Source organism: uncultured Bacillus sp. (assembly GCF_958411575.1).
Taxonomy (GTDB): Bacteria; Bacillota; Bacilli; order Bacillales; family Bacillaceae; genus Bacillus; species Bacillus spizizenii.
Window position 1 is genome coordinate 232036 of record NZ_CATYRA010000003.1, and the last position, 12000, is coordinate 244035.

General features: G+C 44.4%; 12 protein-coding genes. 3 read left to right on the top strand and 9 right to left on the bottom strand.

The genetic code is table 11. The annotated features are described in order from the left end of the window. Positions 1-32 precede the first annotated feature (32 nt). Together lplJ and Q5C82_RS06950 are read right to left on the bottom strand one after the other, a co-directional pair. Positions 33-1028, bottom strand: a complete 996-nt coding sequence (gene lplJ, locus Q5C82_RS06945; RefSeq protein ID WP_003224329.1) for a lipoate--protein ligase LplJ — start codon at positions 1026-1028, stop codon at positions 33-35. Between the two features lie 12 nt (positions 1029-1040). After that, positions 1041-1775: an MBL fold metallo-hydrolase gene (locus Q5C82_RS06950; protein ID WP_003224328.1), complete on the bottom strand. Its 735-nt coding sequence runs from the start codon at positions 1773-1775 to the stop codon at positions 1041-1043. A 157-nt stretch (positions 1776-1932) separates the two neighbouring features. Between Q5C82_RS06950 and yhfH the strand changes: the two genes are divergently transcribed. Together yhfH and gltT are read left to right on the top strand one after the other, a co-directional pair. Further along, positions 1933-2067, top strand: a complete 135-nt coding sequence (gene yhfH, locus Q5C82_RS06955; protein ID WP_003224325.1) for a protein YhfH — start codon at positions 1933-1935, stop codon at positions 2065-2067. 269 nt (positions 2068-2336) lie between these two features. Next, entirely contained in the window at positions 2337-3626 is a 1290-nt protein-coding gene (gene gltT, locus Q5C82_RS06960; RefSeq protein ID WP_003224323.1) for a glutamate/proton symporter GltT, read from the top strand. Positions 3627-3663: 37 nt separating this feature from the next. Here gltT and Q5C82_RS06965 read toward each other — a convergent pair whose 3' ends face one another. The 4 genes from Q5C82_RS06965 to Q5C82_RS06975 form a co-directional block, all read right to left on the bottom strand. Further along, positions 3664-4071, bottom strand: coding sequence for an ASCH domain-containing protein (locus Q5C82_RS06965; RefSeq protein WP_003224322.1), 408 nt, complete (start codon positions 4069-4071; stop codon positions 3664-3666). A 12-nt stretch (positions 4072-4083) separates the two neighbouring features. Further along, positions 4084-5124, bottom strand: a complete 1041-nt coding sequence (locus Q5C82_RS06970; protein ID WP_003224320.1) for a M42 family metallopeptidase — start codon at positions 5122-5124, stop codon at positions 4084-4086. 134 nt (positions 5125-5258) lie between these two features. After that, positions 5259-5441 (bottom strand): hypothetical protein, encoded by a 183-nt coding sequence (locus Q5C82_RS20490; RefSeq protein ID WP_032727343.1) that lies wholly within the window; start codon positions 5439-5441, stop codon positions 5259-5261. A 96-nt stretch (positions 5442-5537) separates the two neighbouring features. Continuing rightward, a complete protein-coding gene (locus Q5C82_RS06975) occupies positions 5538-6314 on the bottom strand; it encodes a YhfC family intramembrane metalloprotease (RefSeq protein WP_003224316.1) in 777 nt (258 codons plus the stop codon). A 128-nt stretch (positions 6315-6442) separates the two neighbouring features. Between Q5C82_RS06975 and fabHB the strand changes: the two genes are divergently transcribed. Then, on the top strand, positions 6443-7420 hold the full coding sequence (gene fabHB, locus Q5C82_RS06980) for a beta-ketoacyl-ACP synthase III FabHB (protein ID WP_003224314.1): 978 nt from the start codon (positions 6443-6445) through the stop codon (positions 7418-7420). A gap of 43 nt (positions 7421-7463) precedes the next feature. On the opposite strand, the gene Q5C82_RS06985 is transcribed toward fabHB, so the two are convergent. The 3 genes from Q5C82_RS06985 to hemY form a co-directional block, all read right to left on the bottom strand. Continuing rightward, the gene (locus Q5C82_RS06985) at positions 7464-9791 is read right to left on the bottom strand and encodes a YhgE/Pip family protein (protein WP_003224313.1); all 2328 of its coding nucleotides are present in this window, start codon (positions 9789-9791) and stop codon (positions 7464-7466) included. A gap of 70 nt (positions 9792-9861) precedes the next feature. Next, a complete protein-coding gene (locus Q5C82_RS06990; RefSeq protein ID WP_003224311.1) occupies positions 9862-10437 on the bottom strand; it encodes a TetR/AcrR family transcriptional regulator in 576 nt (191 codons plus the stop codon). A gap of 145 nt (positions 10438-10582) precedes the next feature. Beyond that, entirely contained in the window at positions 10583-11995 is a 1413-nt protein-coding gene (hemY, locus tag Q5C82_RS06995) for a protoporphyrinogen oxidase (protein WP_003224309.1), read from the bottom strand. Positions 11996-12000 lie beyond the last annotated feature (5 nt).

Genomic DNA, 12000 nt, shown 5'->3' on the forward strand with positions numbered 1-12000 from the left:
CACAACCGCTCTTTCAAACAATGTGTTTTGCTTTAGTAAATCAGATCAAGGAAATCCTCTTTCGTAATATTCCCAAAGTAATGCTTGAGATTCACATCGTCCAGCACATCAGCGATGACGCTGCGTTCATATTGTTTTCCAACCAGCAGGTTTTCAATTTCAGATACATCACCGGCACCGAAGAAATCTCCAAAGATTTTGCAGTCCTCAATTTTGCCTTTCTTGACTTCCAGACGCAAATCTATCGATCCGATCGGATAACGTTTCGAATGATTGAGGTTAAATTTCGGTGAACGGCCATAGTTCCAATCCCAATTCTGGTAGCGCTCTTTCGAAATTTGATGAATGACCTCCCAATCTTTTTCGGTCAGCTTATACTCCGGCACGTTTTGAATGTCATTTGTGTTGAAAATATGGCGAAGCAAATGGCTGCGGAATTCTTCCGTAGTCATTTTATCATCGAGAAACTCACTGATGTTTGCCACTCGGCTTCTAATCGATTTGATGCCTTTTGATTCAATTTTATCCTTTTTCACCTTTAATGCTGACACAACATGATCAATGGCTGAATCAAACATGAGAGTGCCGTGGCTGAAAATGCGTCCTTTTGTTGCAAACTGGGCGTTTCCGGATATTTTCCGGCCATCCACTACAATGTCGTTCCGGCCGCTCAATTCTGCTTCTACCCCGAGCTGGCGTAAAGCCTGGATCACCGGCTCAGTGAACTTTTTGAAGTTATGAAAGCTGTCCCCGTCATCCTTTGTAATAAAACTGAAGTTCAAGTTCCCCAGATCATGATACACAGCGCCTCCGCCTGATAAACGGCGGACGACGATAATCCCATTTTCCTCTACATATTTTGTATTGATTTCTTCTATTGTATTTTGGTTTTTCCCAATGATAATAGACGGCTGATTCACATAAAAGAGCAAATACGGCTGTTTAGGGTCTAAATGCTTTACACAGTACTCCTCGATAGCAAGATTGATCCGCGGATCATTGATATTTTGATTGTCGATAAATAACATGGTGCTCCTCCTTTATCCTTCCCACACAAAACCTGATTTCGCAATATTCACTTCGCCGCTAAAAACGGTTTTCGCTTCTTTGCGAAGATTATCATGCACGCCGAAATGCGGCAAATGCGTCAGCAGCAGCTCTCCCGCTCCCGCTTCTTTTGCAATTCGCCCGGCCTCTAGGCTGTTCATATGGCCTGCGCTTGTCCCGTCTTGATCAGCATAAAAATTGCATTCTGAGATCAGCAAATCGGCATTTTCCGAAAACGGAATAAATGAATCCTGATAGCTGGAATCAGCAGTATATACGACAGTATGGCTGCCGTCAGTAATCCGCATGGCATAGCACGTCACCGGGTGGATTGTTTTTAAAAAGGTGATCGTAAACGGACCGGCAGTCAGCGGCTGATCCGGCTGAAAGGCAATCCCTTTCGTATGTGTTTTATATGTAAGCTTTTGAAACTGTTCTATATCAGCATCATGTCCGTAAATCGGAAGCGTATGCTCTCCTTTGCCGAGAAACGAACCGACTTGTTTGGCAAATTGCAGCGGCCCGATGTCAGCGATATGGTCATGGTGATAATGAGACAGAATCACCGCATCCAGCTTTTCCGCCGGCACATACCCGAACAGCTTAGATAATACGGCACTGCCGCAATCGACAAGCAAAGAGTAATCACCTGACTGAAATAAATAGCCCGACGTCGCTTCATTTGCGGCCGGAAAACCGCCATAGCATCCGATAACTGTAACTTTCATAATGTCCTCCTATCTTTTCAAGAAAATTGATCCTCCTTCAATATACCCATTTTTCTTAAAAAAAGCATGTTTTAAACATTGTATCAAAACAGTTATTGATTTTTATAATCTGTTATATTACAATGGAGGCACTACAAAGGGGAAAGAGGGATTGGTTATGCTGGGGAAAATCACAGATTTTTTTAGAAACCTGCCTTCGAAAAAGTGCGCGGAATGCGGAAAAAAGATTGAAGAGCAGCATGAGTGTTATGGAAATATCTGCAATGACTGTATAAAAGTGAACGATTTGTAAAGAGCGAAAATCCCGCGCCGCACGCGCGGGATTTTCTTTATTTTTCCACACTTCTTTATTTTGAAATAATAATTAGGTTAGGTCAAAGCTCACCCGTTTTTAGATAATTCTGGTGATTCTGATCGAATTTTAGAAAATTCTTTATTTTCTAAATATAATTTACTATAGACGAATTCATTTCTTATCTATTATAATTTGATCTAATAGTGAGATTAAATATATGTCTATTCATGATATATGTTGATACTTTGTTTTTTGGGAGGTAATCTATGAAAAGAATTAAGTTTGGATTAGCCACACAAATATTCGTTGGACTTATTCTAGGTGTCATTGTTGGCGTTATTTGGTATGGCAACCCAGCATTGCCTACTTACCTGCAGCCAATCGGGGATCTCTTTTTACGCTTAATCAAAATGATAGTGATTCCTATTGTTGTCTCCAGCTTAATCATCGGTGTAGCCGGTGCAGGAAATGGAAAGCAAGTCGGTAAATTAGGCTTCAGAACAATTCTGTACTTCGAGATCATTACGACTTTTGCTATCATTCTCGGACTAGCCCTTGCAAACATCTTCCATCCGGGTACAGGAGTTAATATACACGAAGCTCAAAAATCGGACATTAGTCAATATGTTGAAACTGAAAAAGAGCAAAGCAACAAATCAGTGGCGGAAACGTTCCTGCATATTGTGCCGACAAACTTCTTCCAGTCCTTGGTTGAAGGGGATCTTCTTGCCATCATCTGCTTTACAGTTCTATTTGCACTAGGTATTTCCGCAATAGGTGAAAGAGGCAAGCCTGTATTAGCCTTTTTTGAAGGCGTTTCCCATGCCATGTTCCATGTGGTAAACCTTGTGATGAAAGTAGCGCCATTCGGCGTTTTCGCGCTAATCGGCGTGACTGTGTCTAAATTTGGACTCAGTTCTCTTCTCTCTCTCGGAAAGCTCGTCGGATTGGTGTATGTCGCACTTGCTTTCTTCTTAATTGTCGTGTTTGGAATTGTTGCAAAAATTGCCGGCATCAACATTTTCAAATTCCTTGCTTACATGAAGGACGAAATCTTACTGGCGTTCAGTACGTCCAGCTCTGAAACCGTTCTTCCGCGCATCATGGAAAAAATGGAGAAAATCGGCTGCCCGAAAGGCATTGTTTCATTTGTAATTCCGATCGGATATACGTTTAACTTAGACGGTTCCGTTCTCTATCAATCTATTGCCGCGCTGTTTTTGGCACAGGTATACGGCATTGATTTGACGCTTTGGCACCAAATTACACTTGTGCTCGTCCTTATGGTGACATCTAAAGGGATGGCTGCCGTGCCTGGTACTTCTTTTGTCGTCTTGCTTGCGACACTTGGCACTATCGGCGTTCCGGCTGAAGGACTTGCCTTTATTGCCGGCGTAGACCGCATCATGGACATGGCACGTACAGTTGTCAACCTGACTGGTAACGCGCTTGCTGCCGTTGTGATGTCTAAGTGGGAAGGCATGTTTAATCCTGCGAAAGCTGAAACTGTGATGTCTCAAGCAAAAGCAGACCAAAACGCAACGATTTCCGGTTAATGAAAAGCCTGCGGGGTTCTTGTCCCGCAGGCTTTTTTTATTCTTGAACAAGCTCAAATAGCTCTGTCATCAAAACAGTATCCTCATTCAGCTCCAGTTCACCGTTTTTGATCAGTTCCGCCCATGCCATCCGATGGTCTTCCTGAAATTCCTCAATTCGATCTCCATTGCCCTCTCCTTTGACTAACCTTAGATCAGGCGCTCCAAAGGTCGTTTCAAATACTTCGGTCACTTTTATATTGCATCTCGGATTATCATGTTTATCATAAACGGTAACAAGCTGCCCCGCCGTTTGATACACTTCACTCAATTCATCTTTTGAATACAATGATTTCGGAGCACACGTGGCTGTTTTTTCTCCGGCGAGGATTTGCTGAATCAGCTGTTCCCCCAAGCCGTCATCACCTTCCCAGCCGAAAGTGCTCTTCAGCTTATATATCTTCATTTGCCTTTCCCCTTATACCATCGGTGACTGTACATAATAGTACAGAAGCTTAGCCGTATGGGAAAGAGACGATTTATGAGTGCGTTCAAATGCATGCGAAGCGTCAATTCCCGGCCCGATGAGGCCATGCACAATATCATGCCCGGATTTGATCGCTGCTGACGCATCCGACCCGTAGTATGGGTAAATATCAAGCTTATAGTCGATATGATGCTTCTCGGCTAAATGGACTAAATGCTTTCTCAGCTGATAATGATACGGCCCGCTCGCATCCTTCACACAGATTGATACTGAATACTCATCTGTCGCCTGCCCGTCACCGATAGCTCCCATATCAACCGCCAAATATTCGACTGTTTCAGGAGGAATATTCGAATTCCCGCCGTATCCGATTTCTTCATTATTCGAAATGAGAAAATGAGTTGTATACGGCAATTCAATTTCTTCTGTTCGAATTTGATGAATTAAGCGGAGCAATAAGGCGACGCTTGCCTTATCATCCAAATGGCGCGATTTAATAAATCCGCTTGATGTGATCTCGACACGGGGATCAAACGACACAAAATCTCCGACGCCAATGCCAAGCTCTTCCGTATCTTTCCGGCAGTGAACAGGTTCATCAAGGCGGATCTCCATATTCTCTTGATTCCGCTCAGCTTTTCCCGCGTCCTTGTATACGTGCACAGACGTTTGATGCATTAAAATTGTGCCTGTATACGTTTTTCCCGAGGCGGTTTCAATTTGGCAATACTCCCCCTCAATCGAGTTGTAACGGAACCCGCCGATCAAATCGATTGTCAGCCTGCCGTCAGCTTTAATTTCTTTCACCATAGCACCGAGGGTGTCAACGTGCGCCGTCAGCATGCGGTGCCGGGATGTGTCGCGTCCGGGAAGCGTTGCAATTAAGCCGCCCTTATGGTTCCGAACCGTTTCTACCTTCCATTCTTTTAAAAGGCTTTCAATATAATTGATTACCTCATATGTATTTCCTGTCGGGCTTGGGATCGATACAAGTTCTTTAATGAGCTCCATCGTTTTACGTACGGACGTCATAGGACATTCCTCCTTTTACTTTTCTATATAAAATATACTCTTTTCCCGAGGGACCCGTCCAATCTTTTCCTATCAATCTCTCATATGCTGTAGTAAGCATGGGAATAGGAGGGATATCTATGTGCTGTCGTCATTCACATGAACGGAAACATCACTGTCACGATTGGTTTGATGAGTTTTGGTTCTTTGACGAGTGGTTCGATAAAGATTTCCACGATCATTGCAAGAAAAAGAAAGAATGCCATGACCCTTGCGAGAAGAAGAAAAAGAAAAACCACTGTTTCTCTTGTAAAAAACACAGATGCTCTTGCTGTCATTGCTAGAGACTGAATCAGAAATATTCTGATGACCCATGCTTCATGAATATTTCCATTCACATTTTTCCAAGCGGGCTATGCTGCTGCTTGGACTTTTTATTGAAACAGACTTTTTGCTTTTACAATCCAATAGACGGATATGGCAGCGATTAGAGCAACAATGATTTCAACAGCAGCAGCATGCTCTATCATTCTTTTTTGGTATAAAACCGCCGGTACATTAAAGAGTGCATGTAAAAGAATAGAATACAGCAAAAACAGCAGTCTGTGGCTTTTAACCGCATACAAGACAAGCAGCGACAGCCCGATTTGAACAGCAATCGCACTGATTCTTTCTATTCCGCCCAGCAGCCATTCATACGAATGGGTGTGCAGCAGCTGCTCCTGTATCGGCAGAAGCGCCTGTTTGATGTTTTCATTGATCAAAAACTGTTCAAACGTTCCATTATTAATCGCAAATGCGTATACAATAAGCGAGATAGAGGACAAGCCTGTAATCAGGATAGCCTCAAGCCCGCCATGGCCCGTTCCGAAAGCCAGGCCATCCGCCCAAGCATGATGGCGCTTCATAAAAAACCTCATCATGATATACCTTCCGCACTCCTCAAAAATCCCGGCCATTAAGCAGCCGTAAATGCCATACCACAATGGATTTTGCATGGCTTCTTTCGTCATTTCATTCACTTGCAGTACATAAACATGAACGCCGCTTTCCAACAGCTGAGCAAAGACAAAAAACGTAAGAGCGCCAATAAAAAACACCTTTAACGAGGCGCCGTACTTTCGCTTAAACCATACTATCAGTCCGATCGGCAACAAAAACGCAACAGCCCCAGAGACCGCCATAAAGACTATTGATTCTTGACTGACCATTTACCAGCCTCCTTTTTCTATTTCTAGATTTCCTATTTCACATTTTCTCTTTTTTTATGAAAAACCCTTCTTTTTAGTACCAGATACTAATATCTAGTGTTATAATCTGATCACAAGGAGTGATTCATATGTCAAAAGCAAAAATTACAGCTATCGGCACCTATGCGCCGAGCAGGCGCTTAACCAATGCTGATTTAGAAAAGATCGTTGACACGTCAGATGAATGGATTGTTCAGCGCACAGGAATGAGAGAACGCCGGATTGCGGATGAGCAGCAGTTCACCTCTGATTTATGCATCGAAGCGGTGAAGGATCTTAAGAGCCGTTATGAAGGGACACTTGATAATGTCGATATGATCCTCGTTGCCACAACAACATCTGACTATGCCTTTCCGAGTACGGCATGCCGTGTGCAGGAATATTTCGGCTGGGAAAGCACCGGCGCGTTGGATATTAATGCGACGTGCGCCGGGCTGACATACGGTCTTCATTTAGCAAACGGATTAATCACATCCGGCCTTCATCAAAAAATTCTCGTCATCGCAGGAGAGACACTGTCAAAAGTAACGGATTATACCGATCGAACGACATGCGTTCTGTTCGGCGACGCTGCAGGTGCGCTGTTGGTTGAACGAGATGAAGAGACTCCCGGATTTCTAGCGTCCGTACAAGGAACAAGCGGGAACGGCGGAGACATTTTGTATCGTGCCGGACTGCGGAATGAACGAAACGGGGTGCAGCTTGCCGGTTCCGGTAAAATGGTCCAAAACGGCCGTGAGGTGTATAAATGGGCAGCAAGAACCGTTCCGCGCGAATTTGAACGCCTTTTACATCAAGCGGGTCTGACAAGCGGCGACCTCGATTGGTTTGTGCCTCACAGCGCCAACCTGCGCATGATCGAGTCGATTTGTGAAAAAACACCGTTCCCGATTGAAAAAACGCTCACCAGTGTCGAATACTACGGAAACACGTCTTCTGTTTCGATTGTTTTGGCGCTGGATCTCGCAGTAAAAGCCGGGAAGCTGAAAAAAGATCAAACCGTGATGCTTTTCGGATTTGGCGGCGGATTAACCTATACAGGATTGCTTGTCAAATGGGGAATGTAATAAAAAAAGAACTTGTTTCAAAGGAAACAAGTTCTTTTTTTTATTATGAAGCCGGCTGTTCTTCTGAAGTTTCTTCCTTCCGGCTTAAAATTGTAAAGTAAGTAATGCTGAGTAAAATCATAACGAGGGCGATGCCGATTAAGACGCCGGCCATCTGCCACATGTAGCCAAAATCCCCGTTTGAAATGACCGCTCTGAACCCGTTAATGCTGTAGGTCATCGGCAATGCGCCATGGATGACTTGATAGAAATTCGGAAGCAATTCTAACGGGAAGGTTCCTCCGCTGGCACCGAGCTGCAGCACTAAAATAATGACTGCGATAAATCGTCCCGGATTGCCCATCGTTGTCGCCAAAAATTGAATCATCGCTAGGAAAGCGAGACTCGTAATGATCGTAAACATGTAAAATCTCCACGTGCTCTCTACCTCGAGACCAATTCCAAGAAGCAGAACCGTCGCCACAATCAGCGATTGAATAATTCCAACGAGCATCATGACATTGAATTTGCTGAAGAACCACTCAAAACCGTTTCTAGGACGTCCTGACGCTTCCTTCAGCGGGAAGACCACCGTCAGCATGATGCCGCCGACATACAAGCCCATTGACAGGATATAAGGTGTCAGCCCTGTTCCGTAGTTAGGAACAGAATGGATGGCATCATCTTTGGTTTTAACCGGATCGGCAAACATGCCGTATGTTTGATCGTCAGCATCGATATCACCTGTTTGATCAGCCGCATCCTTCAGCTTACTAGACAGCTCTCCTGTGCCGTCCAATAGCTTGCCTAAACCTGTATCAAGTGAAGCAGATCCGTCTGCAAGTTTTGAAGATCCGCTTTGGACCTGTTTAGAACCATCTAACAGCTTAAACAATCCGCCAGATACTTGACTGCTTCCCGTCACCAATTGCTCTGAGCCTGCTTTTGCTTTTGCAAATTGCTTATTATATTCACCGATACCGGCTGTCAGTTTGTTTTGGTTTTCTGTCAGCTGCTGTGAACCGTTGTATATCTTCTGGGTTCCTTCAGTTAATCTGTCAATCGCATCTTGAGTTGTTTTTGCGCCGTTATAAAGCATAGAAGTAGCTTCCGGCATTGCTTTTAGCTGTGCCACCTGCGCTTTCACATCTTCCAGAGAGCTTTTAATCGCTGAAATGTCAGGCAGTTGATCAGCTGAAGGCAGCTGGCTTAAGATATTATCAAAATCAGGCGCATCAACTTGCGGAAGCTTCTTCTCAACAGAGTTGATCAGCTGGCTCTTCTGCTCCGCTGTTAAGAAATCACTCGAATTGATGAGATTTTTAAATGCCTGATCACGGTTTTTTAAGCTGTTTTCAAAGTCCGTCAGCTGTTTTTGGAAATCTTTCATCGCTGTTTCTGACTTTTCCAGATTGTTCACAGCTGTTTCAAGCTTCGTTAAATCGACTGCATTTATGAGCTTTTCCGCTTTTGCTGCTTTCTCAGAACCTTCTTGGGCTTTACTGTTGAGCTGATCCAGCCCGTTTGTGAGATTAGGCAAGCCCTGCTGTACTTTTTGAAGTCCGGCAAGAAGCTCATTCATCTTGCCTGTCAGCTCGCCTGATCCTGCCGCAAGCTTTCCTGAGTTTTCATAAATCGTATTGCTGCTGTCCTGGAATTTTCCGAGCGAGCTGTCAAGTGATTGGATACCGCTTGTCACCTGAGCCGCTCCATCCGCAAGCTGCGCCGTTTTGTCACTGATAGTGGCGGTGCTTTCCTTCAGCTTCTCCAGGTTATCTTTCAGCTGGGCGCTTCCGTTTTTCGCATCCTTTGTGCCATCATCAATTTTTTTCGCTCCGCTGCTCGCGTCGCTCAAACCTTTGGCGATATCTTTAAAGTTATCAAAAATGACTTTCGTATATTGCTCGGTCACTTCTTTAGAAACAGAGGCTTTTAGTTTATCAATCGCTTTTTCACCGATCGTTGCCCCTACATAGTTCGAACCGGCATTCGTATGATATTTCAGATCCAGCTTTTTCGGATTTTTGTCCAATACAGTACTGGCATTCTTAGAAAAATCCTCAGGAATCTCGACAACTAAATAGTATTTTTGATTTAATAAGTCCTTTAACGATTGGTCAAGATCACTGGAAAAATGCCAATCAAAGTTATTATTATCCTTTAATTCTTTGACCAGATCATCACCGATTTGAAGTTTTTCTCCTTCATACGTTGCCCCTTTGTCTTGGTTGACGACAACGACAGGCAGCTGGTCAACTGTGCCGTATGGGTCCCAATAAGCCTTTAAGAACACGCCGCTGTAAATAAGCGGGACAAACAAAATGGCAATGATGGGAATTAATAATTTTTTACTCGTTACGATGTCTTTCCACTGACTTCGTATTGTGTTCATCCTGATGCCTCCATTCTAAAACTGACTCATCATGAAAAATGGTCATTTTGTTGCAAAGAGAAAGGATTATCTAGTTGGCTGACAATCCTTTGACAACATACAATTCAAGCAGTTCCGCAATCGTCTCTTTATCGAGCGGGGGATGCTGTTTTTCCCAATCAAAAATGAGCGCGATATAAAGCTTCAGCATCACAAAAGCTGTCAGCTCAGGGTCGCACGGCTTGATCGCACCGTTCTTAATCCCGTCTTCAATCTTACTTTTTATATAAGACAGAATGCCTCTCTCCATTTTCTGGATCACTTCCTGAACTGCCATTGTACCAATCTCAGCATTTTCTTGGAAAATTTTAATCGTCAGCTGATGTGTTTTCCTGAACTCCAGAATGGCAAACAGCGCCCTGTGCACATTTTCATGGAACGGAAGGTCCGGCTCCATCGCTTCGTCCGCTTTTTGCTTCATTTCCTTCAATAAAGTAGTGAAAATCTCGTCAAACAGCTCTTCTTTGTTTTTGAAAAAAGTATAAATGGTTCCCTTCCCCACGTTCGCAAGCTTTGCCACAAGATCCATTGTCGTCGCTTTATACCCGAACTGGGTGAAAGATTTTGTGGCCGCCTCCAAAATGAGCTTTTTTCGATCTATTGACATTGTATTCACCTCGAAACTGACCGTTTGAACATTTTAGTCATTAAGTACATATGCAAATGTATCATAACCTGCTGATCAATTCAATCATTTTTTTACACAATATTGCCATTGCACAACAAAAAAACCTCCGCCAGAGCGGAGGTTTTTAACTGAATAAATAGGTAAGCGCGTCAGACACGGCAGCTTTTCCTTGATCGATGCAGTCGGGAATTCCAACACCTTCAAAAGAAGCGCCTGTCACGTAGACACCCGGATATGCGGTGCTCAGTGCTTCGCGCAGTTCTTTGATGCGCTGCTTATGGCCGACATGGTACTGCGGCATGCTTTCATGCCAGCGGGTGACACATGTCATTTCCGGCTCCCCGTTTATGTTCATGACTTTCTTTAAGTCTTCTAACACAATGTTGATAATGTCGTTATCTGAGAGATCGACAATCGATTCGTCTCCGGCTTTTCCGACATATGCCCGAAGCAGCGTTTTGCCTTCAGGCGCTGCGTGCGGCCATTTTTTGTTCGTCCACGTACAGGCTGTGATCGCGAAATCACTGTTTCTTGAGATAACAAAGCCCGTTCCCTCGTGCTCCATTTGGACGGCGCCTTCAGGGAAGCCCAAGGCGACATTTGCCACGGATGTGGAGTGCATATTTTTCAAATGAGAAATGGCAGGAAGCTCAGAAAGCATTCCTGCAGCCGCTTTATGCGGAGCAGTCACAATCACTGATTCAGCATCAAGTGTGACGCCGTTATCCAGTTCGAGCGAGTAGCCAGTGCCGCCGCGGCTGATCTTGGTCACTTTTGTCCCTTTGTATACCTTCGTCAGCTTTAATTGCTTTTCAATCTCTTCGACAAGAGTCTGCAAGCCCGTTGAAAGGGTCTGGAACTGCCCTTGCTTTTTAGCCGTGAGCTGCTGGCCGGAGCCTTGAGGCCTTGTTTTTTTCATGCCGAGAATTAAGCTTCTGTGCTTTTGTTCCGTCTGGTAAAATTGCGGAAAAGTCGACATTAGACTAAGCTTGTCAATGTCGCCAGCGTAGATGCCTGATAGAAGCGGCTCGATTAAATTCTCAACCACTTCATCTCCGACACGCCTGCGGAAAAATTCTCCCAATGACTGGTCGTCTTTTGACTTGCTTGCAGGCAGAATGAAATCCATAGCGGCCCTTGCCTTCCCAGACACAGAAAACAGACCGGTTGAAACGAACGGCGCAATTTTTGTCGGTATCCCCATCACGGCGCCCTTCGGCATTGGATGCAGGGTGCGGTTTACAAGCACATAGGATTGTCCTGTTGCATTGTTGACAAGCAAATGTTCAAGGCCGACATCTTTGACAAGCTGCGGAGCGCTTGTCTTCCGTTCCAGAAATGAATCAGGCCCTCTTTCGATGATATAGCCGTCTTTCTTGACAGTTTGGATTTTCCCGCCGACTCTCGGACTTGCCTCAACAAGCGTCAGCTCAAGGGGAAGATTTTTTTCTATGATTTCTTTTTCCATATAGAAGGCGGCGGCTAAACCGGTAATGCCGCCGCCGATGATGACTACATGTTTTTTGCCGTCACTCATGTTCA

Coding starts and splice junctions, on each gene's coding strand:
- lplJ (WP_003224329.1), bottom strand. CDS start 1,028: ATGTTATTTATCGACAATCAAAATATCAATGATCCGCGGATCAATCTT.
- Q5C82_RS06950 (WP_003224328.1), bottom strand. CDS start 1,775: ATGAAAGTTACAGTTATCGGATGCTATGGCGGTTTTCCGGCCGCAAAT.
- yhfH (WP_003224325.1), top strand. CDS start 1,933: ATGCTGGGGAAAATCACAGATTTTTTTAGAAACCTGCCTTCGAAAAAG.
- gltT (WP_003224323.1), top strand. CDS start 2,337: ATGAAAAGAATTAAGTTTGGATTAGCCACACAAATATTCGTTGGACTT.
- Q5C82_RS06965 (WP_003224322.1), bottom strand. CDS start 4,071: ATGAAGATATATAAGCTGAAGAGCACTTTCGGCTGGGAAGGTGATGAC.
- Q5C82_RS06970 (WP_003224320.1), bottom strand. CDS start 5,124: ATGACGTCCGTACGTAAAACGATGGAGCTCATTAAAGAACTTGTATCG.
- Q5C82_RS20490 (WP_032727343.1), bottom strand. CDS start 5,441: ATGACAGCAAGAGCATCTGTGTTTTTTACAAGAGAAACAGTGGTTTTT.
- Q5C82_RS06975 (WP_003224316.1), bottom strand. CDS start 6,314: ATGGTCAGTCAAGAATCAATAGTCTTTATGGCGGTCTCTGGGGCTGTT.
- fabHB (WP_003224314.1), top strand. CDS start 6,443: ATGTCAAAAGCAAAAATTACAGCTATCGGCACCTATGCGCCGAGCAGG.
- Q5C82_RS06985 (WP_003224313.1), bottom strand. CDS start 9,791: ATGAACACAATACGAAGTCAGTGGAAAGACATCGTAACGAGTAAAAAA.
- Q5C82_RS06990 (WP_003224311.1), bottom strand. CDS start 10,437: ATGTCAATAGATCGAAAAAAGCTCATTTTGGAGGCGGCCACAAAATCT.
- hemY (WP_003224309.1), bottom strand. CDS start 11,995: ATGAGTGACGGCAAAAAACATGTAGTCATCATCGGCGGCGGCATTACC.